Here is a 26,173-nt window from a genome sequence, read left to right as displayed (position 1 = left end):
GAAATGAAAACTGATTTTGACTATGGCGATCGCGATTTATTTGGCCCCGTTGTTTTCCGACCCGATTTCAATAGCTTTAAGGCAATTAACGCCAATCAAGCTTGGTCGCTATTCTTCACCGCCAGCCGGGAAGACAAAGCCTTGGGATTTAATGCAGAAACAGGTCGATTCTTTACTTACAGCTTAATCGCAACCGTTGTCACAGGCGTGATTTGGGCTTCCATTTTCCGCTCCTTCTAAGGACAACATTATAGAATGAATTTACTTGTTGCGATCGCCTTCGACTTATGTCGAGGGCTTGTTTTTTATTTATCCATGTCCTTACGTAACGCCGCCGTCCCGGCGGTATTCTTGATAAGTAGGTGGACATAAATAAACGCTATAAATTGTAATGTGGGCGCTCGCCGCAACCATCTTCTTCTATGAGTTACAGATTTTTTGCGGCGATCGCCCACCCTACCTTTAATTATGTCCACGTACTTAATAAACAGAAACGCGGCACAAAGTATTTGCATAAAAAAACTGGTTTCTGGTCTATGAGTGTAAGCTCTATCTTTAATAACTTACATAACCTCACTCTCTACACGATAAAGATACCGCCAGGATGGCGGCGTTACGGAATATTTATGCTAGTCATAACAACATACCCGCAATACAAGCCGTCATAAAATTAGCGATCGCCCCCGCAATCATCGCCCTCACACCCCACCTCGCCAAATCCTTCTGCCTTTCCGGTGCCAACCCCCCAATCCCCCCAATCGTAATCCCAATCGAACCAATATTAGCAAACCCACAAATCGCATAAGTAGCAATTACAATCGCCCTTTCTGAAATCGCCTTACTATCCATCAACTGCTTCAAATCCAGATAAGCAATAAAATCATTTAAAATCGTTTTCTTCCCCAACAAAATCCCCACTTGCCCACAATCAGCCCAAGGTACACCCATCAACCAAGCCACCGGAAACATCACAAAAGACAGCAACCATTCTAAAGATAATAAGGGCAAACCTACCATCGTTCCTACCCAATGCAGCAGCCCATTTGCAGTTGCCAATAATCCCAAAAAAGCAATCAGCATCACTCCCACACTAAACGCCAACTTTCCCCCCTGAAAAGCCCCATCCGTCGCCGCCTCGATCGCATTAGTATAATTAGTTTTCATTTCCACATCCATCTTGCCAGCCGTTAGAGGTTCCTCCATTTCCGGGTAAAACAACTTAGAAATTGCCATCGAAGCTGGCGCAGACATCACCGAAGCTGCTAACAAATGACTCGCAGGAACTCCAAAGGAAAGATATGCCCCCATCACTCCCCCGGCAATCGTGCCAAAACCCACAGTCATCACTGAATGTAACTCTGAAACTGTCATTTTTCCCACATAAGGCTTAATTAATAACGCCGCTTCCGTTGGGCCTAAAAATACATTTCCAGCACAGGAAAGTGACTCTGCCCCCGATATTTTCATGGTTTTTAACATCACCCAAGCCATCCCCCGTACCAACTGCTGTAAAATATTATAATGATACAAAACACTAACAAAAGAAGAGAAAAAGATGATGGTTGGTAAAATCTTAAAAGCGACAAATTGTTCTTGAAACTTTTCTCCGAAAACAAACTTAGCCCCAGCATCGGAAAAGTTTAGTAACTGCTGCATCACATCGCCAAGAAACTGAAATAGTATAAAACCCGGCTGAGTTCTAATAATCAACACCGCTAAAATTAACTGTAAAGCAATCCCCCACAAAACAGGTGTCCAGCGTACAGCACGCCGATTTACAGAAAAGGCGTAGGACAAACCCACGAAAACAGCCAGCCCCAAGACGGAAATTAGTCTTTCCATTAAGCAATTTTAGAATTTAAAATTAAGATTGTTAGATTTTAAGCGCTTGTTGGTTACAATGGAGAGAAATCATAAAACTCCTAAAGCTGCAAGCACCAGATTATGCCTCTACCTATAGTTGCTATTATTGGACGGCCAAATGTCGGTAAATCCACAATTGTTAACCGTTTCGCGGAGAGTCAAGATTCAATTGTCCACGACCAACCGGGGATGACGCGCGATCGCACTTACAAAAATGCTTACTGGGGCGATCGCGAATTTCAAGTCGTAGACACTGGTGGCTTAGTTTTTGACGATAACACCGAATTTTTACCTTTAATCCGCGAACAAGCAATGGCCGCCTTGGCTGAAGCCAGCGCCGCTATTTTCGTTGTAGACGGACAAATCGGACTGACTGGGGGCGACGAAGCGATCGCAGAATGGCTGCGTCAACAACGAGTTCCCGTCCTCCTAGCAGTCAACAAATGCGAATCGGAAACCGAAGGCCTCACTCAAGCTGCCCAATTTTGGGAATTAGGCTTAGGCGAACCCTTCCCCATTTCTGGCATTCATGGTAACGGTACTGGCGAATTACTCGATGAATTAATTAGCCATTTACCAGCAGTAGGAGAATTGCCAGAAATTGAGGAAACAAAAGTTGCCATTGTTGGTCGTCCCAATGTTGGGAAATCTAGTTTATTAAATGCCTTTCTTGGCGAAACTCGCGCCATAGTTAGCCCGATTTCCGGTACTACTCGCGATGCCATTGATACCGTAGTGGAACGCAACGGTACAACTTATCGCCTAATAGATACAGCCGGGATTCGTAAAAAGAAAAACGTCGAATACGGCCCCGAATTTTTCGGCATCAACCGCGCCTTTAAAGCCATCCGTCGCGCCGATGTTGTATTATTAGTAATTGATGCCGTTGATGGCGTTACCGACCAAGACCAAAAACTTGCAGACCGGATTAGTGAAGAAGGTAGAGCCTGCGTAATTGTAGTCAACAAATGGGATGCGATCGAAAAAGATTCTACCACGATTTACGATTACGAAAAGGAAGTAAAAACTCGCCTTTATTTTGTCGATTGGGCAGAAATGATATTCGTCAGCGCTACCACAGGTCAAAGAGTTGAAAAAATCTTAGAATTAGTGGATACAGCCGCCACAGCACACCAGCGCCGCGTTACGACTGCGGTAATTAATGAAGTGATAGAAGAAGCAACTAGCTGGCACTCTCCCCCCGTTACCCGCCAAGGACGGCAAGGTAAGATTTATTACGGTACGCAAGTTAGAGCTCAACCACCCACGATCGCCTTGTTTGTCAACGATCCCCTGCGGTTTAACGAGAATTACCGCCGCTACATCGAAACCCAATTTCGCAAACAATTAGGTTTTATTGGGACACCAATGCGGTTAGTTTGGCGAGGTAAAAAACCGCGCGATCTAGAAAAAAGTCGGACAAATAGAGCCATTCGCGTCAAATGATCGAGAGCTAAACATTTTAGCAGATATAGCAATCCTAGAAGACTCAACAAACCGGGTTTACCATCCAGATTTTGCGGAGAAAATCCTGATTCTTCTTTCAGAAACCCGGTTTCTGCGTTAAGACTTACGCAGTCTTGACGTGAAATATAAGGTTGGAGATTCAGGAATTACGCACTATAACCGTATAGCAAGGTTAAGGGAAAAGCTTCGGAAATCTCGCAATGACAGAAAATCGTAGTATATGCGTAAGTCCTGCTATATCTATAACAATATTCTCGGCGGTTAGAACCTTCTAAATTCCTCAAACCCTTCATCCTATCTAATCCCTTCTTCCCTTCTTCCCCCTAGCCCCTAGCCCCTAGCCCCTAGCCCCTAGTTATATGGATTTACTGCGATCGCTACCTTTAGGACTCTACTTAGAACAGCCCGTAACCTGGCTGCATCATCTAGACTCCAGGGTAAAATTAGCTTGGTTAATGACATTCCTAATTGCACCCGTTCTAGCTAATCCCTTTTGGCGTTTGATGCTAGTAGGATTGCTAATCGTGGTGACAATCGCAGCCTCAATTCCCCTGCGGGTGTGGAAACAGCAAATGGGGTTTCTGTTGACATTCAGCTTCTTTGTATTTGCACTAAGCGCGATCGCCCCCGACGGACTCCCTACCAATCATCAACCCCGTCTCCCCGCCGACGAACTCACCTTTGCTCAACAGCCAGCAATCCTCTCTCCAGCGCCATCAAAACCCTGGTATAATCCCTTTGGTTTTGGCTCTAAACCCACTCCCCAAGCCTCACCCGTAGCGCCTACCTTAACATCGTTACCACAGCCCACAGACTACACTTATATCCTGTTCAACTCAGGGCCGATCAAAATTAGCAGGCGTTCTCTAGAATTAGGAATTCGGATCAGCACCCTATTTTTTACCATAGTTTACAGCACCAACCTATATCTTTTAACCACCGCCAGCGAAGAAATCACCGCCGCGCTCGAAAACTTAATGCAACCCTTACGACGGTTGCGGTTGCCCGTCACCGAAATCGCCCTAACATTAACTTTATCCTTGCGATTTCTGCCCCTAGTTCTAGAAGAAATACAAAACTTAGTGCGATCGGTGAGCACCAGAGCGATTAACTGGAAAAAACTTGGTTTTCGCCGCGCGGCCCAAGTTTGGTTAATGGTAGCTGAAAGACTCCTAGAAAACTTACTGCTACGAGCCACCCAAATCGCCAGCGCCATGAAAGTACGCGGCTTCACCAGTCCCGACAAACATCGTGTAGAGTGGCATCAGTTGCGCTTCAAACTTCGCGACTGGTTAGCTCTTGGCTTTCTGGGCCTCCTCTGGGGCGCTCGCCTGTTGTGGGGTTGGCAAACTTGAGGATATTTTATTCTCGGATTTTTTACACAAAAATTCCGTAACGCCGCCCTCTGGGCGGTGACTTTACCGCCCAGAGGGCGGCGTTACGTAAAATGGGTATCAGTTCTAGGTAGCGATCGCCACAGAAAACAGCCCCTAGCATAGAGTTATGGAAGTCCTGTTAATTTAAAATCTTATTAGGAACAACGCAAGGTAGAATTAATCCTGTCTTGTACAACCGACGAGCGGTCTTCAGGGCTACCAAAGAAACTATTGCTAAGGTACTAACAACAGGTTGGCGCGGAATACGCTATATAAATGTAGATATTCACGCTTTTCTAGCGGCGCATATCAAAATGGTATTCACGCAGCAGCAACCTCTAGCTTGAGAGTTGAGAAAATTGCAGCCAGCAGTTACACCTCAGCCGCGATCGCTCTTTGCACCAGCCATAAACAACCGCTATCGACACAAACACTTGAAACCCTTGCTATTATCTGCTGACTTTGAGGCTGAATGAGTATCGAAACTTACCTGAATCACCCAAATTTTGGCCTCCTCTTCAGGGTATGCCAGGTTGAAGACAGCCAGGAATTATTTACTACCCTATACGCCCAGCGCCTATTTTTCTTGGTAACAAACGGCCCAACCGGTCTGAGATTTGAACCAATCAGCCGCTCTGACGCTCGCCTCATGGTAGAAATTCGCTTGCGTACCCTCCGCCGCAGCGGAAAATCTCAGGATTACGAACAGTTACAGCTAATACATCAGCGTACATTTCAGTAATGGCTAATTGCTAATTGCTAATGGCTAATTGCTAATTGCTAATTCAGGACTTACGCATTTTGCTATGATTTTCTGTCATTGTGTTGGCGTAGCCTGCGCGTAGCGCGTGAGGTTGTGAAGCAATCTCAAGCCCTAGATTACGTCGAGACTAAGTAAATCCTGTAATTGCTAATTCTCCCCCCGCTCCCCCATCTCCCCCATCCTCCCCATCCCTCCCCGCTCCCCATCTCCCCCCGCTCCCCCATTTCTGGCAGTTACAGAAACCACTACCTCGCCTTTTGCTGTGAATTTCACGGCGTTGCTGAGCAAATTAACTAAGATTTGGCGTAGTCGGCTGATGTCTCCCACGATGGTGCTGGGAACGTCGCCGTCAATGATGTAGGCTAGGTCTAAACCTTTTTCAGCGGCTTTGGGAGCAAGTAAATCAAGCGAGGCCTCGATGCAGTCGCGAAGGTCAAAGGGTTGCTCTTCTAATTCCAACTTACCGGCTTCAATTTTGGAGAAGTCGAGAATATCGTTAATCAGTGCCAGTAATGCGTCGCCACTGGTGCGTACTGTTTCGACAAAATCGCGCTGTTCGGGTGTGAGTGGCGTGTCTAGTAGTAAGCTGGTCATGCCGATGACGGCGTTCATGGGGGTACGGATTTCGTGGCTCATATTGGCTAAGAATTCGCTCTTAGCGCGAGTTGCGGCTTCTGCGGCATCTCTGGCTTCTTGGAGTGAGGCGATTAATTCGCTGCGCTGTTGTTCGGCTTGTTTGCGATCGGTGATGTCAGTGGCGGAACCTACCATTCTTAATGGGTTTCCGGCTTCGTCCCAGGTAGCGCGACCTCGGTGTAGAATCCATTTATAATTACCGTTTTTGCACTGTATGCGGTGTTCTGTGATGTAAAAGGATGTTTTTTTGGCAAAGTGGTCGGCGATCGCGCTCCGAACTGCATCAATATCATCAGGATGGACGCGGTTTGACCATTCATCTAAGTTGTTAGCGATCGCACCGTCGGGATCTTCTAATATCTCATTCCAGCGCGGGGAGTAAAATACTTCACCAGTTTTTATCTCCCAATCCCAAATACCATCATTACTACCTTTAAGTGCTAATTGCCAACGTTCTTCGCTTGCTTGCAAAGCAGCTTCGGCTTGTTTGCGATCGCTAATATCTTCAATTACGGCCATATTGTATTGTGGCGTACCATCGGGCGATCGCAATAGTGACACAGTTAGATTCGCCCAGACACAACTCCCATCTTTGCGAATGTAACGCTTTTCCAGCGAAAAATAGGGGATTTCGCCTGCGATTAACTGTCGCATATAATCATTGTCAAGATGGAGGTCATCTGGGTGGGTAATTTCCAGGTAACTCTTCGTTATCATTTCTTCATGGGGATACCCCAAAATATCGCAATATTTTTGATTAACCAGCAGCATTTCACCGTCTAAACCTCCATGAGCGATGCCAACTGCTGCTTGTTCAAAGGTAACGCGAAATTGTTGTTCGCGTTCGTATAAAGCTACTTTGGCATAGTGGCGATCGGTAATATCATCTGCAACCCCCACAATGCGGTAGACTTCTCCCAAGGAATTTCTAATCGGAAAAGCGCGATCGTGAATCCAGCGTACTGACCCATCCCGCCTGATAATCCGGTATTCTCGATCGTATTCACCCTGAATCTGTGTTTCTACTGCGCCGATAGCGCGATCGCGATCTTCTGGATGAATAAACTCAAAAAACAATTGCGGATTTTCATAAACTTCTAAACAAGTAATTCCCCAAATTTGCTCGAAAGCGGGACTAACGTAGAGAAACTGATTTTTCTGGGGATCGGTCATCCAAAAGACTTGATCGATAGTTTCTGCCATTTGCCGAAACCGTTCTCTTTCTTCAGTAATGACATCCTGAACTTGTTTACTATCAGTAATATCTCGCGCGATCGCATAAATCAATCCTTCTTCTCTAAAAGGTGTAGAATTCCACGAAAGCCACTTGTATGAACCATCTTTACAGCGGTAGCGGTTCTCAAAGCGTGCATTCACAATCCCATTCATTAATTTTTCTACTTCTACAAGGGTGCTAGTTCTATCTTCAGGGTGAACTAATTCAATAAAAGGCGTTTTTAGTAATTCTTCTATGCTGTATCCCAGAGCTTTTTCAAAAGCTGAATTCACTCGTTTGAAATAACCATCTCTCCCAGCGATGCAAAGTAAATCAATATCGATAGTAAAAAAGCGATCCCGTTCTAACTCTGCTTGCTTACGCTCTGTAATATTGCGGATAATGATTAAAACTTCTGCTTCATTAGTCGCTAAAATCCGTGATTCAAAATTGTACTTTTTACTATTAAGTATCAGTTCATATTCACAATTTTGTTCCTGACTTGTGCTAATTGCTTGCTGTATTGATGCCATTACCATAGTAGCTAGTGCCGATGGTAATACTGCCTCAACTTTCTTGCCAATTAACTCTTGTCTCGGCAACAGCAAATCTTCATCTTTTCCTGATTTGACATCTAAATAAGTACCATCGGCACTCACCATAAATATTAAATCTGGGAGTGCATTTAAAATTAATAAATTGTGTTCTTCACTTTTTCTCTGTGCCTCTTTAGCAGTTAAATAATCTTCAGATCCTAAAAGTTTCAGCAAATTTGATTGTTCGATCGCACCTACCAAAAAACCTGCATCATCTAGTATTGGCAAATGAAAAATCTGATGGCTAGCCATCAAGTTTAGTACCGCAAAAATATCGGGTAATTCCGATTCTTTAATAGTAACTAGAGTTCGATCGATTGCACTTGCCAGAGTAGATTCTACTAATCCAGCCGCCGCTATTCGCACGACATCCCGTTCCGTGAATATTCCTAGTAATTTCCAATCCTCTCCTACTGGTTCTACGACTAACACACAACTAGCCTGAGTTTGAGCCATCATCGCGATCGCCATTTGAGTTGGCGTGGAAGGCGACGCAGTTAAGGGATGGCGATCGATAGCCTGAATTGCAGAATAAGTCAACATGATAGACCTTAGCCAAAGGAACAAGAAACAAGGAACAAGGAGAAATTCTCTTGCTCTCCTCTTCTACTCTTCTTTGAACGTAAATGTAGGAAAAGTTGCACCCCTTTGGTGTACTTTAAAAAAAATTAAAAATTAAAAATGGCATCAGAAGGCGCTATTTTTAATTTTTAATTTAAGATTACCAATTGTAGATGACAGTAAAAATGGTAATCCCTGATTATAGAGTTTTTCAGTTAAATCAAGACATATCCTGTTAATTGCTAATTCCTAATTGAATAATAATTGAGAAATCAAGAATCAGAATAGGGAGAACAGAGATAAATCTCCCATCCTCCCCCATCTCCCCCATCCTCCCCATCTCCCCATCTCCCCTATCTCCCCATCTCCCTCATCCTCCCCATTCCCCCCCATCTCCCATTCCCCTCGATCATGTCGTATGGCAAGCGATCGCCTGACTATCCAACAGCAAACCATACTCCAAACCCTCAACTACTGCCAGATAGGAAGCATCAAGGATATTCGTGGACACCCCTACAGTCATCCAGCGAGTTTGACCATTGCTAGACTCGACTAAAACACGGGTTTTAGCAGATGTACCTGCACCGCCATCAAGAATCCGGACTTTATAATCTGCGAGGTGAAATTGTGCGATCGCAGGGTAAAAATTCGTCAGCGCCTTACGCAAAGCCGCATCTAAAGCCGAAACGGGGCCATTTCCCTCAGCCGCCGCCAAAATATCTTCACCCTTAACAGCAACTTTAACTGTAGCCAAGGAATTGACAACATCTCCCACCCCCTTATCGCAGTGAACTTGAAAGCCTTTAATTTCAAATAAGTGGGGCCGCTTTCCCAAAGCTTGGCGCATTAGCAACTCAAAAGAAGCCTCAGCACTCTCAAACTGATAACCCTGATTTTCTAACTCTTTCAAACGGTCTAAAATTTGGCGACAAGCGGGATTTTTGCGGTCTAGTTCAATCCCAAAACTGCGAGCTTTAGCTAAAACATTACTTAAACCCGCCTGATCGGAAATCACGATCCGTCGCAAATTACCTACTTGTTCTGGCTGAATATGCTCATAAGTTAGAGGGTTACGTTCAACAGCAGAAACATGAATTCCACCTTTATGTGCAAAGGCAGAAAGACCTACAAAAGGTGCGTGATCGTCAGGAGCAAGATTGACAATTTCACTAATCCAACGGCTAGCTTGAGTTAGTTTTTTCAGTTGCTCATTTTGAATACAAGAATAACCCATTTTTAGCTGAAAATTAGGAATTAACGAGCAGAGATTAGCATTCCCGCAGCGTTCCCCGTAACCGTTAATAGTTCCCTGCACCATCCGCGCTCCCGATCTCACAGCCGCTAAAGCATTAGCAACAGCAACTCCTGAGTCATTGTGAGTGTGAATTCCTAATTGGATTTTGCCTTGATGAAAATCTTCTTCAATCCCTAGTTCCGGGAAAGCCTTGACAACATTCTCCACAACAGAGCTAACTTCATCGGGTAAAGTACCGCCATTGGTATCGCAGAGTACGAGCCATTCAGCCCCAGCCAAAGCCGCTGCTCGTAAGGTTTTAAGAGCATAATTAGGATTATGTTTATAGCCATCAAACCAGTGTTCGGCATCGTAAATAACGCGACGACCTTGAGAGCGAAGGAACTCGATGGAGTCCTGAATCATCGCCAAATTTTCTTCTAAAGTAGTTTTTAGACCTTCAGTAACGTGAAGATCCCAAGATTTTCCAAAAATCGTTACCCAGCGCGTACCTGCGGATAGAATTGGCTGGAATAATTCATCTTCAGAGGCCTTTGTTCCGGGTCTTCTAGTAGAGCAAAATGCAACCACTTCTGCTTGAGTCAGGGGTTGTTCTTTGAGCCGCCAGAAAAATTGTACATCTTTAGGATTTGCCCCCGGCCATCCACCTTCAATGAAGGGAATTCCTAAAGCGTCTAACTGATGAGCAATTCGCAGTTTATCTTCAAGAGAAAGAGATAAGCCTTCTCGCTGAGCCCCATCTCGCAGAGTAGTATCGTATATCCACAGTTTGTTAGAAGTATTTTGTGTCATTGGGTAGTTGTTAGTTGTTAGTTGTTAGTTGTTAGTTGTTGGTTGTTAACTGTTAACTGAGATCAGAAACCGGGTTTCTTCTTATATCTCTAGTTTTCAAATCTTGATTTTTCATAAAAACCCGGTTTCTTTGCGTAAGTCCTATAGCCATTAGCAATTAGCCACTAGCCATTAGCCATTAGCCATTAGCCATTAGCCATTAGCTATTAGCCATATTTTAAATAACTGTAACAAAATGTAGGAAAATTAACATATAGGTCTATTTTGGTGAATCTGTATGGTAACAGTACGAGCTCAAGGGAAAACGATAGAGTGCGATCGCGGAGCTAATCTGCGTCAGGTGTTACTGAAAAATGACATCGCCGTCTACAATGGCAAGGCTGCGATCGTCAACTGTCACGGACTGGGTACCTGCGGTACTTGCGCCGTCGAGGTAGAGGGAGAAGTTTCCGAACCCTCTTGGCGCGAAAAAACCAGGCTCTCACTCCCTCCTCATTCTCCCACGTCTAATCGCCGCTTATCCTGCCAAACTCAAGTTTTAGGTGACATTAAGGTGACAAAATATGACGGCTTATGGGGCCAAGGTTCTGGCACCGTGTGGACAGCCCAAGGATAGACTTATCTCTTAGGGAGATCCGACAAGGTGTGTAGCTCAGCAAAAAATCTCTTGAAATTTACTGGACTTACGCTCATGGGATCAGAAACCGGGTTGCGACTTCGCTCAACCAAGAGTTTTTCACGAAAATACTTCGTTAGAACATCCCAGATTCGATCGAAAATCTAGTTTTTTTGGTCGGAGTGCGTAAGTCCTCTTTACCCTTGGCTGCATCATTTTACATAGATTATCATAACTTTTTTGAGGAAATTTTGGGCGAAATACTTACTGACATTCTAATTATTGGTGGTGGCATAATTGGTCTCTCGCTAGCCATAGAATTAAAATTGCGAGGGGCTCAAGTCACTATTCTCAGCAGCGAATCACACCAAGCGGCTGCAACTGCTGCTGCTGGAATGCTAGCACCGCAAGCTGAAAATATCCCCCCAAGTCCAATGCTGGATTTGTGTTTGCAAAGTCGGGCATTATACCCAGAATGGATTGGTAAACTAGAAACAATTACTGGGTTAACAACTGGATACTGGCCTTGTGGAATTTTATCACCAGTTTATGAACAACCGGAAGTAACTTACAACAAACAGTTAACACTTAACAGTCAATGGTTAGACAAAGATGCAATTCATCAACACCAACCTGGATTAAGCAATGAAATAATTGGGGGTTGGTGGTATCCTAATGATGCTCAAGTCGATAACCGTGCTTTATTTCAGACACTCCAGATAGCAGCCAAGAAATTAAAAATTGACATTTCCCAAGAAAGGGTAGAAGAAATAATTCGCAGTGGCACTAAAGTTTTAGGAGTTAAAACATCCAGCGGAGAATTACAAGCTAATCATTATATTTTAGCAACAGGTGCTTGGTCAAATCAGTTATTACCTGTACCTGTTTATCCTAAAAAGGGACAAATGCTTTCAGTATGTCCCCCACCAGAAACTCCTCCTATCATTCAGCAGCTTCAGATGGTTTTATTTGGTGATGAAAGTTACATTGTTCCGCGTAAAGATGGTCAAATTATCATTGGAGCAACTAGCGAAAACGTAAATTTCACTCCTGGTAATACACCTTGGGGAATCCAAGCTTTACTAAGCAGAGCTATCCGGCTTTATCCTGAATTACAACACTATCTAATTCAAGAGTTTTGGTGGGGATTTCGCCCTGCAACACCTGATGAATTGCCGATTCTTGGTTATAGTGCTTGGGATAATCTAACATTAGCAACTGGCCATTACCGCAACGGTATATTATTGGCTCCAGTAACTGCTATAATGATTGCAGATTGGATTGAGCAGCACAAATCAGATCCGCTACTCAGTCATTTTCACTATTCACGATTTGCTGACAGTGGTGCGCCTCATCATTAAATAGGGCTAAAGCTAATATTGCTTGTAACGCCGCCCTCTGGGCGGTCAAGAAACCGCCCAGAGGGCGGCGTTACAGAAGAAATGCTGTAAGCCCTAATCAAAATTAACTGTAGTAAAACTTACAACCCTCATGGCACATTTTCCAATCATAGAGTACGACCAACTTACCGATCCAAAAGCTAAGGCAGTTTACGAAGAAATATTGGCAGAATTAGGATTCGGAATTATTCCTAACCTCTTCAAGTCTATGGCAATCAACCCTGATATCTTAGAAGCAAATTGGAAAAAGTTCCGGGCGACAATCTTGGAAGGAGACTTACCCCGGACGCTTAAAGAAATGGTAGGTGTTGCTATTTCCCAAGCCAATAATAGTCAATACGCCCTCAAAGTACACCTGCACGGACTATCAGCTTTAGGAATGAGCGAAGAAATCCTGCGAACCCTGGTTTCTGACTTTGCTAATTGCCCTTTACCCAAACGCGATAAAGCCTTAATTAGCTTTGGTTTGCAAGCTGCTACTAAACCCCAGGAAATGACAGAAGCTGATTACCAAAACTTACGGGATTTAGGGCTAGATGATGCCGAAATCTTTGAGATTATTGCCACAGCAGATCTATTTAGCTTTGTCAACCGATATACTGATGCCATTGCCCTAGAAATAGATGCTTTATAATCTATATCTTATACCCTTATTATGGGTGAGCGGCTAGAAGATCAAGACAGAGAAGAACTTCTGCTAACAGCCCGCCGCCTGTTAGCAGAAGCTCAAGCGCTTTCGATCCGTATTTCCGCAGTTAATGAAATTGCTACTGCCATTAATCGTACTCTCGATATAGGTCAGATTTTGCGAGTAGTAGGCAAGCAAGCCAAATGGTTGCTAGACTTTGAACACTGTAGTGTTTGCCTACAGAGCACTCATAGTTGTACCACTTTATTTGGTAAGCCTATAAATGTAGATATTACTGAACTCCCAGAAGGTGGCCCGATCAAAAAAGCTTTTAAAACAGGTCAATCTCAATTAATTCAGGAAAAATGTCTTACTTCTATTTTATCTGACTATGCTTCCCAAATTATCATTCCTTTAGAAAGTGAAGGTAAGGTTTTAGGAACCATTAACTTTGCTACAACTACTCCACGAGCTTATACTCAAGAAGATTTACGAATTGGCTATCTTTTAGCGTTACAACTATCATCAGCTATCCGCAATGCGGAACGATTTAAAGAGATTAATAGGCTATATTCTGAACTTGAGGCAGAAAAGCGTAAGTCTGACCAATTACTCTTAAATGTGCTACCAGTTGACATTGCCGATGAACTCAAAAATAACGGTAAAGTGGAACCAGTTTATTATGAATGCGTCTCGGTTTTATTTACTGATTTTAAAGGCTTTACTCAGTTATCTGAAAAAATGACTCCACGAGAGTTGGTTGATGAACTTGACTATTGTTTTTCTTATTTCGATCGCGTGGTGGATAAATACTCTCTGGAAAAATTGAAGACAATTGGTGACAGTTATATGTGTGCAGCAGGAATTCCCAAGCCGAACCCAAATCACGCTTTTGATGCCGTGCTTGCGGCCTTAGAAATTCAACAGTTTATGGAGTTACGAAAAATGCAGAAGTCTCAACAAAATATTTCTTATTGGTCAATCCGTATTGGCATTCATTCAGGGCCTTTATTGGCTGGGGTAATTGGTAATAAGAAGTTTGCCTATGATGTCTGGGGAGATACGGTTAATACTGCTTCTCGAATGGAATCTTCGGGGATACCTGGAAATATCAATATTTCTAGTGCAACGTTTGAGTTAGTTAAAGATTTTTGTGAATGCGAATATCGAGGTAAGATTTCTGCTAAAAATAAAGGTGAACTTGATATGTATTTGATTCGCAATCTTAAATAATTTGGTAATTGGTAATTGGTAATTGGTAATTGGTAATTGGTAATTGGTATTTGGTATTTGGTACCTTCCCCATCTCTTCCTTTCTTCCTCTTTCCCTAGTCCCTAGTACTGAGCATCGTAGTCCCTTCTTTGGTAATATGAACTTAGAGTATATTGAGCAAAGTAAAGAAATCTATTATAATGCAGAATTAGAATATCAGCGGTATTATTTTGATGAGGGCGCTGGTGGGTTTGTGCTGGTTCACTCAGAACATAATCTTAATGATTCGGAAAGATTTGTTGCTGAAGTTTTGGCTAAAATGGGGAAGAGGGTTATACTCTTGAGCGAACGAGCAGCAGAGGGGGTAAAGACCCCAGATGCTAATATTGATGGAGAAGTCTGGGAGTTTAAGGAGTTAACGCAGGAGACCGCAAATCTTAAGGATAGAGTTCAAGATGGTTTGAGAGATGCAAGGCGTAAAGGAGCAATGGTAGTTGTATACCATATTAACCGAGATGAGTACGATGTTAAAAAAATCAATGCTGGGATTCAAAGAGCATTAGAGTGGGATGTAAACTATCAAATTCAAAGTATGATGTGGATCGACAGAAGTGGAGAAACACAAACAATAAGCAGACAGGAGTGGATGGATGGAAAGCGTGTTGAAAGATTTTGAATATCTCATTCAAAAAGGATTAAATAATAAGATGCCTCTAGAAGCAAAGTTAATTATATTGGGGCAAATTATCTATGCTGTTGAAAGAGAGGATTTAACGATAGAGGAAGGATGGGAATTAGAGAAGATGCTCGGAGGGAGACAGCAACATGAAAATGCACTAGAATATGCCATTTTTGGTGATGCACAAGAGACTGTTGCCCCAAGTTAAAAATCTTAGGAGATACACAAATGCAAACATTAGAAAAATCAATTACCTACACTCTCGACAATCCCCTAGTTATTGCAGGAAAGACTTTCAAATCGCGCTTAATGACGGGTACTGGCAAATATCGCAGTATTGAGGAAATGCAGCAAAGTATTGCCGCTTCTGGTTGTGAAATTGTCACCGTCGCAGTGCGGCGAGTGCAAACTAAAGCACCTGGACATGAAGGGTTGGCAGAGGCATTAGATTGGAGTAAAATTTGGATGTTGCCAAATACGGCGGGTTGTCAAACTGCTGAAGATGCAATTCGAGTAGCTCGATTAGGGCGAGAAATGGCAAAACTTCTGGGTCAAGAAGACAATAATTTTGTTAAATTGGAAGTGATCCCCGATGCTAAATATCTGCTACCAGATCCCATCGGTACGCTAGAAGCAGCAGAGCAATTGGTGAAAGAAGGTTTTGCGGTATTACCATACATTAATGCTGACCCATTGTTGGCAAAACGTTTAGAAGAAGTTGGCTGCGTGACAGTGATGCCTTTGGGTTCCCCAATTGGTTCGGGACAGGGGATAAAAAATGCTGCGAACATTCAGATAATTATTGACACAGTGAAGATTCCTGTGGTAGTGGATGCCGGAATTGGAGCCCCAAGTGAGGCGGCTTTGGCGATGGAGATGGGGGCTGGGGCGTTGCTGATCAATTCTGCGATCGCATTAGCAAAAAATGCCCCCGCAATGGCGAAAGCGATGGGAATGGCCGCAGAAGCAGGGCGTTTGGCCTATTTAGCGGGCAGAATGCCAGTTAAAGATTATGCGATCGCCTCTTCCCCCCTCACTGGTACGATCGCCTCTAAGTAAGCTAAAAAATCCCTCTGCTGTACACATTTTTGTTAAAGTTGAGGGATATCAAGAACTAAGGATTTTTACTCATGCCCTATATCGAAGAAGAAGGTGGACGACTGAACAACTTTGCGAAAGAACCGAAGATGTACCAAGCTGAGGCTCCAAACAAGAGTCAACAGCGGAACTACATCATCCAAGCGATCGTAGGCGCAGTTCTAGTAGGCGTTCTAATCTTCGTTGCCTCCACTGTCTAAATTAAGATCGTAGTTTAAGACTGTTGAGAAGTGCAATTTTAAATAATTCCTTAAAAAACCATGTTTCCAAACGGACGGAAACATGGTTTTTGTGTGCCACTCAAACCAAATATAGCAACCGCCAAGGCGGTTTAAGAGGGACTAGGGGCTAGGGGCTACGATGCTCAGGAAGACGGAAGAAGGGTACGGTTAGGACATTATCGATCGCCCAAACCATGTCTACTATTGTATTTTCCTCCTGCCTTCTGCCTTCTGCCTTCTGCCTCCTGCTATAGATTTGGAGTGCCAGTTGCTCAACTGTCCTACTCTCGATCCTGTTCTGACTGCACTGCCAATAGGATGTTTTTTACTTGCTGCGTAAGGCTTAGAGTTCTACCTAATGGCTTCACCCCCTAACCCGGACAATCAATGTACAAGTTAAGATACTGACACGCTTCTAAGTCTTTGCTACTGAACAAGGGGGTAAATTTAAAACATAAAGTTCAGGAGCAGCCATCATGGAATTAATCATCTACCCCGCCCAAACTACCGCAATTCGCTTTACTCTAGTACCTCAAAACAAAACAACTCAACACAAAATACAACAAATCAGCACTTTAGAGATTTTGATGCGATTAGCCTAACTACTTACTTGTTGACTAACAAATTCTCTGATATTTCTAACAAATAGGCGATCTATTGGTGTTAAGATGGTCTATTACTAATTCCCAATTTTTATCCAATTTTAATATCAAGGTTTTCTCCTAGATGCAGTCCTAATCGGCTGCTTTTTTCTGGCTATATAATTCTATTTGTAGATGTGATTTTCGTCACTATATGAATTGGTATAAATCACATAAATAACGGATTAATATCACTTAAGTTTATGATAAGTGTCGCAGCAGTAGCGAAAGCAAATAAGCGATTATTAAAAATATAACGTTCTACTTCTAAAAATTGCTCTCAACTAGGAATCGAGGTAAAAATTATGAAGCCTTGCGATAAACCATTAAAGTCTAATCCCTTCACAACTTATCGCGATCCTAAAACGGGTAAGTGGGTTGTAGTTAATCAGGAGGAAAAGAAGGAAACAGATTTGGGGAAATATAGGTTTGTTTCCAATATTAGCATCAAATCTTTTGAAAAACACCTTGAATCTCATATCGAAACTGTAGCTGCTTAAATTATTTGAATTATTCTCAAATATATTTATATTAATATAAAGCTGCCGCTCGGTATTCTAATTGTTTAGGATTGTGTGGTTAAGCGTTAGTACGGTTAAAATTTGATGATTGATGTTTAACCCGATCGTCGGTAGTCAGGGAAAAATCAAGCTTGATAAAAATCAACAATTAATAATTACAATTACAATGCAACAGTAGGGTGGGCGCTCGCCGAAACCATATTAGTCATCAGTTACAAGATTTTTGCGGCGAGCGCCCACCTTACGTTTAGCAATTACCAATTACCAATTAAAACAGAAAATAACTATATTTTAGAGTTTCCAGACACTGTTAAATTTTGGTGACGACCGCGCCAACAATAACGGTCTAGCATTTGCTATGTTTAAAGTAACTATCCCCAAGTGCGTAGGCGAAGCCAGCATTCGGCATCGCTCTTTCCCTTAAAGAATGCCAAAATTAAAAGCATCTGCCTTTTATTCGTCCTAGCCGTTCATGGCCTTGTCTCGCCTCCTCATACTTATTACTGGTTTTTGCCTCATCTTGGGGCTAATGATCTGGCTGATTACGTCCTTAACTGGGCTTTATAGCCAAGTTGCGTGGTCTGCGCCGCCATTTTTGGCGAATTTACTGCTATTGCTGCTAATCTTCCTCTTGGGGATGTTAATTTTTGCCTTATTCTACTACTGGAGGCTGCTACAACGCCCTAAGAAAAATCAAGCAAAACCGCAGTTAAAGCCAAAAGTTCCGGCTGCTAAAGTTGAGGCGGCTGAGGAAACCTTGAGGGCTCTCCGCCAACAGGTGACTCAAATTCAGGATGAGGTAGCGCGTCAAGCTTTAATTTCGCGATCGCGCGAAATCGAAGCCAGTTTGTCTCGTGGTAATGTGGAAGTAGTAGTTTTCGGCACGGGTTCCGCCGGCAAAACCTCTCTAATTAACGCACTGGTGGGCCGGATGGCGGGACAAGTAGGCGCACCAATGGGCACTACGGAAGTCGGAGAAACTTATATCCTGAAGCTGAAAGGATTAGATAGAGAAATTTTAATCGCAGATACGCCAGGAATTCTAGAAGCAGGAATTGCAGGAACTCAGAGAGAAGAATTAGCGCGACAACTGGCGACAGAAGCAGATTTATTACTGTTTGTCTTAGACAACGACTTGCGAAAATCTGAGTACGAACCGCTGCGGACTTTGGCAGAAATTGGCAAGCGATCGCTCGTAGTTTTCAACAAAACTGACCTTTATCCTGATAGCGATAAAGAAACCATTATCGCACGGCTAAGGCAGCGGGTGAAAGGCATCGTCAGCAGCATGGATGTAGTCGCGATCGCAGCTAACCCCCAAGAAATTACCCTCGAATCCGGCGACCGATTTAAACCAGAACCCGATATCATGCCATTAATTCGGCGCATGGCTGCTTTATTACGAGCCGAAGGCAAAGACTTAATTGCTGATAACATTCTCCTACAATCTCAGCGTTTAGGAGAAGAAGCCCACAAATTAATAGATGCCCAGCGGCGACGACAAGCGGATAAAGTAGTAGAGCGGTTTCAGTGGATCGGTGCGGGAGTAATTGCAGTAACGCCCTTGCCAGTAGTGGATTTATTAGCCACAGCAGCCGTGAATGCCCAAATGGTAATAGAAATTGGCAAGATTTACGGGACTGAATTAAATATAGAGCGCGGGCGAGAATTGGCGATGTCCCTAGCAAAAACTTTAGCAAGTTTAGGAATTGTTGCAGGCGCGATTAAATTAGTGACAACGGCCCTTCAGCTTAATATTGCCACTTTTCTAGTAGGTAAGGCAATTCAAGGGGTAAGTGCTGCTTATTTGACGCGGATTGCTGGTAAGAGTTTTATTGAATATTTTCGCCACGATCAAGATTGGGGTGATGGTGGGATGGCCGAGGTAGTACAGCGACAGTTTCAGTTAAATCGGCGCGGGGAGTTTATGAAAGCCTTCGTAAAAGATGCGATCGCGCGAGTTGTAGAACCGCTGACAGTTCAACCAGAACCAGAATATGAATGTCAACTAGAAGAGCGACCACAACCACAACCAGAACCAATTGTTAAACCTCCTCAAGACGATTGGGAAAGCAATAGCCAAAATAGGAATGAAGAGTGGTAATAGCTAAATTTTTCTTAATATAAAAAAGAGGTTTTATATATTTTTGAATTATCTCGTTGACAGATAGACTAGCTTGTGTTAGAACCAATGGTTGTTGACATAAAACTTTAAGAAATAAGCAACCATGACAGCCATTCCTGTATTTCTTTTTGAAGAACATCACGAAGCCTTTTTCGTTTGGCATTATTCCCTACTCAATAAACTTATTCCTAAAAATAATAATACCTTACTACACATAGATGAACATTCAGATTTTAGCATTCCCTTATTTAATTACTCCATTCATTCACTCAATAGTAATTTAAGGGATATATACGATTTTACCTGCAACGAACTTACGATTGCTAATTTTATCGTACCAGCCGTTTATCAGGGAATATTTGACCGAGTTGATTGGCTATATCAAAGTAACAATGAAGGCAAGGAAACAGAACGTTTAATGGCCGTTCATTCGTACAAAGGAGCAGGTACAATGATGAGAATTAACACCAACTGTCAAGAAGATCCTATGATTTTCTTTAAGCCAGGTTTCAAAAAGCTGGTGATGAAAACTCTACAGACAAACGATAATTTTATTAATAGCTCATCAGTTGTATTAGACATTGATTTAGATTATTTTTCTTGTAATCCAGCTCATCTTTACTATCAAGGTAAAGTAGAAATAACTGAACAAGAATTCAATTCATTTAATGGTAACGAGCATCACTTTTTACGATTTTCACTAGGAAGCGGGATAAAATGTAAAGTCGAAAATGGCAAGTATTATTTGATTTTCAGTTCCCCAGAACTAGAAGGAATGAACAGCAAGCTAAAAGTTTCCGAGGATGAGATTCTGGACAGAATCGTTCGATTTATAGATTTTTTGAAAAACAACCAAGTGCAGCCTGCTATGATAGACATTTGTCGTTCTAGACTAAGTGGTTTTACCCCCGAAGACCAATGTGAATTTATTGAAAAAAATCTTTTGGAGAAATTAAGTAGTCTCTATCCGCTACAGTTAAATCATCTTCAAGAAGTTTTACGAGAAGAGAAACTTAAATCATACTAGCAGAGCCAAGAGCATCCTCTACAAAAATTACAAATTTGTAACGATCGCGCTTAAATGCTGTCGTAGTGCTACGGTAAAAAAGTGATTGTTTAAGGTCGCCCCTAGTTAATGAGGTAATGAAAGTTACTCAACAAGATTTAATTAGCATCGTAGAAAGAGCTAGTACAATAAACGATCGTTTAAGCGATAGCTTTATCCCAGATCCGTTACAACCCAATGATAAAAGTATCGATCTAACCCTAGAGCATTGGTGTCTTTTGTGTACTCAAGGTGATTGGGATAAATTTTCTAAACGCCTCGCCTGGGATAATTTAGATATCAATCAAGTGCGTCAGGTTTTAGGTGCTGTTAAACTTGCTGACGAGAAATGTCTCCCCTCTTGGGCAGAAACTCTTAGAGAAGTTCTGCAAACTAATGTTTCAAGAGAAGATCCGAGTATTTATCGATATTTAGAGGCTGAAAATCCCGTACCATTTGAAGAATTTTATTTGCCTTTTATACAAGTAGGAATACAAAAATTGATCGATCGCGTAGCTGATAATTATAACTTACTTTCACCAGCCGCTCAAATTAATTTAGAGCAGAATTTATTAAAAGAATTAAGATTACTATGTGAGCCAACTCTAGAATTTGAATTTTCTCTGTTTTCTGCCATAAAGCAATCTGGATTGATTCGCTTATTCGCCCAAGCTCAAGGGAGTTCGGCTAAAACACATTATCAAAATTTTATTAAAACAGTCACAGATGAAGGTTTATTATCTTGCTTAAAAAAATACAATGTTTTAGCGCGAATTTTAGCAATAAAGTTAGAATTTTGGGTAGACGCAACAGCAGAATTTATTAATCGCTTGGCTTCAGATTTACCAATAATTAACTCCACTTTCTCCAAAAAATTTACTTCAGTTGTAGAAATCAAGCTTGGTATTTCCGATGCTCATAATCAAGGGAGGGCTGTCATTGAAATTACTTTTAATCCTGGAGAAAAATTAATATACAAACCTAGAAGCTTAGGTTTAGAAGTGGTTTATTTTGATTTGCTGGCTTGGTTTAATCAACACAATTGTCCTTTACCATTCAAGTTACTTAAAGTCATTAACTGCAATACCTATGGCTGGGTAGAGTATGTAGAACATTTGCCCTGTGAGTCGGAATCAGAAGCACAACGCTACTACCAACGGGCAGGAATGCTGATATGTCTGTTGTACATATTAGGGGAAACTGATGGCCATTATGAAAATTTGATTGCGAGTGGAGAACACCCTGTTTTGATAGATACGGAAACTCTAATACATCCAGATGTCTCCGAATTTGTAGAAGATGGGCAAGAACTAGCAGCAGAATTTTTAGCGAATCAGCAAATTGGGCGATCTGTACTGCGAAGTAGATTACTACCAACGTGGGTATTTAAGGCAGATAGAAATATCGCTTATGATATTAGTGCGTTGGGAGGATCTGCCCAAGACGGAAATTTTTTTAAGGTGCGAAAGTGGAAAAATATCAATACTGACAATATGGTAGGTTTCTCTGAATATATCTCTGTAGTTGGAGCCAATACTGTTTCGCTCAATGGCAGGATTTTGGTAGCTAATGATTATATTAATGAGATTGTAAATGGTTGCCAACAAATGTATCAGTTTTTGATGCAATGGCGACAAGCGCTGTTGGCAACTGATTCTCCTTTAGCTACTTTAGGCGATCGCCAAGTACGGGTGACGCTTCGGAATACGGAAATATATAATCAATTGATGCGAAAGACATTGCAGCCTAAATTTTTGCAAAGTGGTGTCGATCGCAGCATAGAATTAGATGTATTGAGTCGAGCATTTTTGATGGTTGATACTAAGCCAGCAGCTTGGGCGATTAAACAAATAGAAATCCAATCTGTTGAACAAATGGATTTTCCTTATTTCTCGACTGCTGCTGATAGTACCAATTTTATGCTTAGCTCTGAGTTGATGATTGAGAACTACTTCAAAGCAGCAAGTTATCAGCAAGCGATATCTCAATTACACCAACTCAGCGATGCAGACTTAGCAGAACAAATTGGTTTAATTCGGGCTGCTTTCTACTCGCGGGTTGGGGGCAACATGGGTAGTAATGCGGCAACTGATGAAGTCACTTTTAGTTTGGATGGGGATGAATTTCCTTTGCTGACATCAGCAGAAATAGTGGAGGAAGCGATAATAGTGGAGGAAGCGATCGCGATTGGTAAAGAAATAGCACAACGGGCGATTCGGGGTGCTAACGGTTCTGCTACTTGGATTAGTTTAGAATACATCCCCAATGCTCAACGGTTGCAACTTCAATCTTTAGAATATGGCTTATACGACGGTACGAGCGGGATAGCTTTATTTTTGGCAGCACTGGCAAAGGTGACAGGTGAAGCACAATATCGCGATTTAGCCCTGGCAGCGTTGCAACCCCTGGGACAGATATTGCAAGATGAAAAATCGCAATTCGTGTCTAGAATGGTTAAAGAAATTGGCATTGGTGGTGCTAGCGGATTAGGCTCGATTGTTTATGCTCTAGTACGGGTTAGCCAATTTTTGGATGCACCTGAATTGCTGGATTTGAGTAAAGTTGTTGCTTCTTTGATTACCCCGGAAGCGATCGCGCGCGATCGCACTTTTGACGTTTTGGCAGGTGCAGCCGGAGCCATACTAGGATTACTAAGTTTACATTCCGTCATCAAAGAACCTATTGTTTTAGATACTGCGATCGCCTGCGGTTATCACTTGCTAAATCACCGTACTGCTTGCACTCAGTCTGGCTTGAAAGCTGGACAAAGTATCGAATCAAAATTATTAACAGGATTTTCTCATGGTGCAGCAGGCATTGCCTATGCTTTGCTTCGGCTGTACAAATCCACCTCCGATCCGGTGTTTCTCAAAGCTGCACAGGAAGCACAAGCCTATGAAGCCAGCGTCTTTTCTGCTAGCGCTAAAAATTGGCCAGACTTCCGATCTTTTAACCCAAACGAACAGCAACCTAGTTTTATGACAAGCTGGTGTCATGGTGCTCCTGGTATTGGTTTAGCTCGTTTAGGTAGCTTAGAGATTCTGGAAACTGCCCAAATTTTGCAAGAAATCGCCGACGCAGCAGACACAACTCAGCAGTTTGGTTTACAAAGTATAGATCATCTATGCTGTGGCAACTTTGGCAGAATAGAATTGCTAATGGTGGCTGCACAAAAACTATCGCGTTCAGACTTATGGGAACTTGCCCAAAAACAAACTTCCTATCTAATAGCTAGAGCAAAACATTTAGGTCATTTTTCTCTGTATCCCCAAATTGAAGGAGATTTTTACAGTCCAAGTTTCTTTCGCGGTACGGCGGGGATTGGCTATCAACTATTACGATTAGCACACCCAAATTTACTTCCTTCTGTATTATTGTGGAACTAATCCAGAATAACTTGGTTATTACTCCCTAACTCTCTATTTTTTAGTTAGCTTTAATACTTAGAAACAACATTAATGAATTCAATGCCAAGAGAGTATTTGTCCAAATCACTCTGAAAATATTACAAACTTGTAACGATCGCGATCAAGGGCTGTAACCAGTGTTACCCTAAAACCACACTAAATTTGAGGTAGCTTTCTCATGCCACCTCAGTCATGTACAACATCTAAATAGAGGTTTTTTCCCATGACTTCATCAACATCTCAACCGGAACCAATGACTCGTGAAGAACTACAAGCCAAACTGATTGCCAAAGCTTGGCAGGACGAGTCATTTAAGCAAGAACTACTCAGTAACCCCACAGCAGTCATTGCTAAGGAAATGGGTGTGGATAATATCCCTGGAATCACCATCCAGATAGTAGAAGAAACCCCTACTACCTATTACCTAGTGTTGCCATCTAAACCAACGGATGACACCGAAGAACTTTCTGATGCGGAATTGGAAGCTATCGCAGGTGGTCGTCGCAGGGGTGGGAGTAGCCGGGTGATTACCAACACCCCAGGCGTGCCTGGTTGCAATTAGTACTAAGCTGCTACGCATCTAATTTGACAGTCAATTTTTCTACAATTATTGTGGGATGGGCATCCTGCCCGTCTCTGTATTCAATTTAGACAATTAGCACACCCAAATTTACTTCCTTCTGTATTTCTGAGACAGGACTTACGCAATTGTCTAGAAACCGGTTTATTTCCTAAAATTATTGGGAATAAGCGAAGTATAAAACTAGAAACCGGGTTTCTATTAACTTGTAGGGTGCGTCAGACTGTAGTTTCTAGCGAAAGAATCAAGGTGATGCTACTGACGCACCCTACTAATTGTACCAAGGAGCTTTATGCCGGTGAGGAATACTATAAGTGTCCTCACTCTTTCCCTTTTTACTAAAGAATGAATATCAATGTATTCAATAAATAAACTCAATCTTTTTACAGCAGGAAATTATGTAGGTATGACCTATCCTGCCTATAGAAATTATTTAAAATTATTAAATGGTAAAAGCCCATTTGTGGCGATTGGTGCTAACACCGATGACCAGCCTGTGGGTTTGGTACTAGCTGAAATTTTACCCGATGAACATAATGCTGAAGTCCTTTCTATTTTCGTTGATTCCAAACATCGCTGTCAGGGAATTGGTACAGCAATGTTAGCTCAATTAGAACAAGAATTAGTTAAGGAAGGCTGTACTACCGCCAACTTGAGCTATACAACAGACAAAACAACAACACCTGCCATAGAACGCCTGCTGATCAAATCTAATTGGAGTTCTCCCCAGTCAAGAATGTTTATTTGTAAAGCTACGCCAAAGCAGATGCTATCAGCAGATTGGATCTCTCGATGTAGACTCCCTGACTCGTTCACTACATTTTTTTGGCGCGATTTAACTGAAGGTGAACGAAGAGAAATATTAAAAAAACAGCAAGCCGAGCCTTGGTATCCAGACATTCTCTCCCCTTTTTCCGAAGAAAAAATTATCGAACCGCTCAATAGTTTAGGTCTTCGTTATCAAGGAGAAGTGGTAGGATGGATGATTACTCATCGTTTAGCACCAGACACAATTAGATATAGTAGATTGTTTGTCAAGAAAGAATTGCAAAAGATGGGGCGTGCTATTTGTTTATTAACTCAAGCAATTAAGTATCATTACGATAGTGGAATTCCCTATGGTATTTGGACTGTGCAACAAGACAATACTCCTATGGTAAGTTTTATGCAACGGCGTATGCTGCCCTACATGACTGAGATCGTTGAAACTAAAGGGGCTTATAAAGTGTTGGTCTAAAAAATGAGGATAGTAAGTAAATCCACTTAACATAAATTTCTATTTAAGGGAAGTTACAGGGGTTCGACCTGCTGGATAACTTGTGAAAATTAGTATAATTTCGTTATAGCCTATGAAGTATCGCTGAGTGATTTATCTGCCAATACTAAGGCACTTATTACTGGCGATCGCGATTTACTAATCCTCAGAGGATTTACAGGCATCCGCATTTTAACGTCACAAAAATTTATAGAACTT

General features: G+C 42.2%; 22 protein-coding genes. 19 read left to right on the top strand and 3 right to left on the bottom strand.

Going from position 1 to position 26,173, the window contains the following annotated elements; genetic code table 11:
- The first annotated feature begins 3 nt into the window (after window positions 1-3).
- Window positions 4-240 carry a hypothetical protein gene (locus OSCI_RS27545; RefSeq protein ID WP_007358533.1) on the top strand — a complete coding sequence of 79 codons (237 nt, stop codon included), beginning with the start codon at window positions 4-6 and terminating at the stop codon, window positions 238-240.
- 393 nt (window positions 241-633) lie between these two features.
- Here OSCI_RS27545 and OSCI_RS27535 read toward each other — a convergent pair whose 3' ends face one another.
- Window positions 634-1,842: a NupC/NupG family nucleoside CNT transporter gene (locus tag OSCI_RS27535; RefSeq protein WP_007358532.1), complete on the bottom strand. Its 1,209-nt coding sequence runs from the start codon at window positions 1,840-1,842 to the stop codon at window positions 634-636.
- A 102-nt stretch (window positions 1,843-1,944) separates the two neighbouring features.
- Between OSCI_RS27535 and der the strand changes: the two genes are divergently transcribed.
- The 3 genes from der to pipX all read left to right on the top strand — a co-directional run bounded on the left by der (window position 1,945) and on the right by pipX (window position 5,448).
- A complete protein-coding gene (gene der, locus OSCI_RS27530) occupies window positions 1,945-3,309 on the top strand; it encodes a ribosome biogenesis GTPase Der (protein ID WP_007358531.1) in 1,365 nt (454 codons plus the stop codon).
- A gap of 380 nt (window positions 3,310-3,689) precedes the next feature.
- A complete protein-coding gene (locus OSCI_RS27525) occupies window positions 3,690-4,685 on the top strand; it encodes an energy-coupling factor transporter transmembrane component T family protein (RefSeq protein WP_007358529.1) in 996 nt (331 codons plus the stop codon).
- Window positions 4,686-5,178: 493 nt separating this feature from the next.
- Entirely contained in the window at window positions 5,179-5,448 is a 270-nt protein-coding gene (gene pipX, locus OSCI_RS27520) for a transcriptional coactivator PipX (RefSeq protein WP_007358527.1), read from the top strand.
- A gap of 168 nt (window positions 5,449-5,616) precedes the next feature.
- Here the strand turns inward: pipX and OSCI_RS27515 are convergent, their stop codons facing one another.
- On the bottom strand, window positions 5,617-8,460 hold the full coding sequence (locus OSCI_RS27515; protein WP_007358526.1) for a PAS domain S-box protein: 2,844 nt from the start codon (window positions 8,458-8,460) through the stop codon (window positions 5,617-5,619).
- A 427-nt stretch (window positions 8,461-8,887) separates the two neighbouring features.
- Window positions 8,888-10,525 carry a citramalate synthase gene (cimA, locus tag OSCI_RS27510; RefSeq protein WP_007358525.1) on the bottom strand — a complete coding sequence of 546 codons (1,638 nt, stop codon included), beginning with the start codon at window positions 10,523-10,525 and terminating at the stop codon, window positions 8,888-8,890.
- Window positions 10,526-10,802: 277 nt separating this feature from the next.
- Between cimA and OSCI_RS27505 the strand changes: the two genes are divergently transcribed.
- The 15 genes from OSCI_RS27505 (at window position 10,803) to OSCI_RS27445 (ending at window position 25,936) form a co-directional block, all read left to right on the top strand.
- On the top strand, window positions 10,803-11,141 hold the full coding sequence (locus OSCI_RS27505; protein ID WP_007358524.1) for a 2Fe-2S iron-sulfur cluster-binding protein: 339 nt from the start codon (window positions 10,803-10,805) through the stop codon (window positions 11,139-11,141).
- A 182-nt stretch (window positions 11,142-11,323) separates the two neighbouring features.
- A complete protein-coding gene (thiO, locus tag OSCI_RS27500) occupies window positions 11,324-12,502 on the top strand; it encodes a glycine oxidase ThiO (RefSeq protein ID WP_234708840.1) in 1,179 nt (392 codons plus the stop codon).
- Window positions 12,503-12,632: 130 nt separating this feature from the next.
- Window positions 12,633-13,175 carry a carboxymuconolactone decarboxylase family protein gene (locus OSCI_RS27495; RefSeq protein ID WP_007358523.1) on the top strand — a complete coding sequence of 181 codons (543 nt, stop codon included), beginning with the start codon at window positions 12,633-12,635 and terminating at the stop codon, window positions 13,173-13,175.
- A gap of 21 nt (window positions 13,176-13,196) precedes the next feature.
- Window positions 13,197-14,402, top strand: coding sequence for an adenylate/guanylate cyclase domain-containing protein (locus OSCI_RS27490; RefSeq protein ID WP_007358522.1), 1,206 nt, complete (start codon window positions 13,197-13,199; stop codon window positions 14,400-14,402).
- A gap of 137 nt (window positions 14,403-14,539) precedes the next feature.
- Complete coding sequence (locus OSCI_RS27485) at window positions 14,540-15,058, top strand: hypothetical protein (protein WP_007358521.1); 519 nt, start codon at window positions 14,540-14,542, stop codon at window positions 15,056-15,058.
- Window positions 15,042-15,269 carry a hypothetical protein gene (locus tag OSCI_RS27480; protein WP_007358520.1) on the top strand — a complete coding sequence of 76 codons (228 nt, stop codon included), beginning with the start codon at window positions 15,042-15,044 and terminating at the stop codon, window positions 15,267-15,269. The genes OSCI_RS27485 and OSCI_RS27480 overlap by 17 nt, the downstream gene beginning before the upstream one ends.
- Before the next feature lie 20 nt (window positions 15,270-15,289).
- Window positions 15,290-16,120 carry a thiazole synthase gene (locus tag OSCI_RS27475; RefSeq protein WP_019487246.1) on the top strand — a complete coding sequence of 277 codons (831 nt, stop codon included), beginning with the start codon at window positions 15,290-15,292 and terminating at the stop codon, window positions 16,118-16,120.
- Between the two features lie 71 nt (window positions 16,121-16,191).
- Entirely contained in the window at window positions 16,192-16,359 is a 168-nt protein-coding gene (psb34, locus tag OSCI_RS30500) for a photosystem II assembly protein Psb34 (protein ID WP_019487245.1), read from the top strand.
- A gap of 497 nt (window positions 16,360-16,856) precedes the next feature.
- Window positions 16,857-16,982, top strand: coding sequence for a hypothetical protein (locus OSCI_RS32180; RefSeq protein ID WP_007358518.1), 126 nt, complete (start codon window positions 16,857-16,859; stop codon window positions 16,980-16,982).
- 344 nt (window positions 16,983-17,326) lie between these two features.
- Window positions 17,327-17,521, top strand: coding sequence for a hypothetical protein (locus tag OSCI_RS27470; protein ID WP_007358517.1), 195 nt, complete (start codon window positions 17,327-17,329; stop codon window positions 17,519-17,521).
- 493 nt (window positions 17,522-18,014) lie between these two features.
- On the top strand, window positions 18,015-19,646 hold the full coding sequence (locus OSCI_RS27465) for a YcjF family protein (protein ID WP_019487244.1): 1,632 nt from the start codon (window positions 18,015-18,017) through the stop codon (window positions 19,644-19,646).
- A gap of 124 nt (window positions 19,647-19,770) precedes the next feature.
- Window positions 19,771-20,694 carry a UPF0489 family protein gene (locus OSCI_RS27460; protein ID WP_007358515.1) on the top strand — a complete coding sequence of 308 codons (924 nt, stop codon included), beginning with the start codon at window positions 19,771-19,773 and terminating at the stop codon, window positions 20,692-20,694.
- A 116-nt stretch (window positions 20,695-20,810) separates the two neighbouring features.
- Window positions 20,811-24,098 (top strand): type 2 lanthipeptide synthetase LanM family protein, encoded by a 3,288-nt coding sequence (locus OSCI_RS27455; RefSeq protein ID WP_007358514.1) that lies wholly within the window; start codon window positions 20,811-20,813, stop codon window positions 24,096-24,098.
- A gap of 244 nt (window positions 24,099-24,342) precedes the next feature.
- A complete protein-coding gene (locus tag OSCI_RS27450; RefSeq protein WP_007358513.1) occupies window positions 24,343-24,681 on the top strand; it encodes an NHLP leader peptide family RiPP precursor in 339 nt (112 codons plus the stop codon).
- Between the two features lie 373 nt (window positions 24,682-25,054).
- A complete protein-coding gene (locus OSCI_RS27445; RefSeq protein ID WP_007358511.1) occupies window positions 25,055-25,936 on the top strand; it encodes a GNAT family N-acetyltransferase in 882 nt (293 codons plus the stop codon).
- The last annotated feature ends 237 nt before the right edge of the window (window positions 25,937-26,173 follow it).

This window comes from Kamptonema sp. PCC 6506 (assembly GCF_000180455.1).
GTDB lineage: Bacteria > Cyanobacteriota > Cyanobacteriia > Cyanobacteriales > Microcoleaceae > Kamptonema > Kamptonema formosum.
This window is presented reverse-complemented; position numbering and strand designations above follow the sequence as displayed.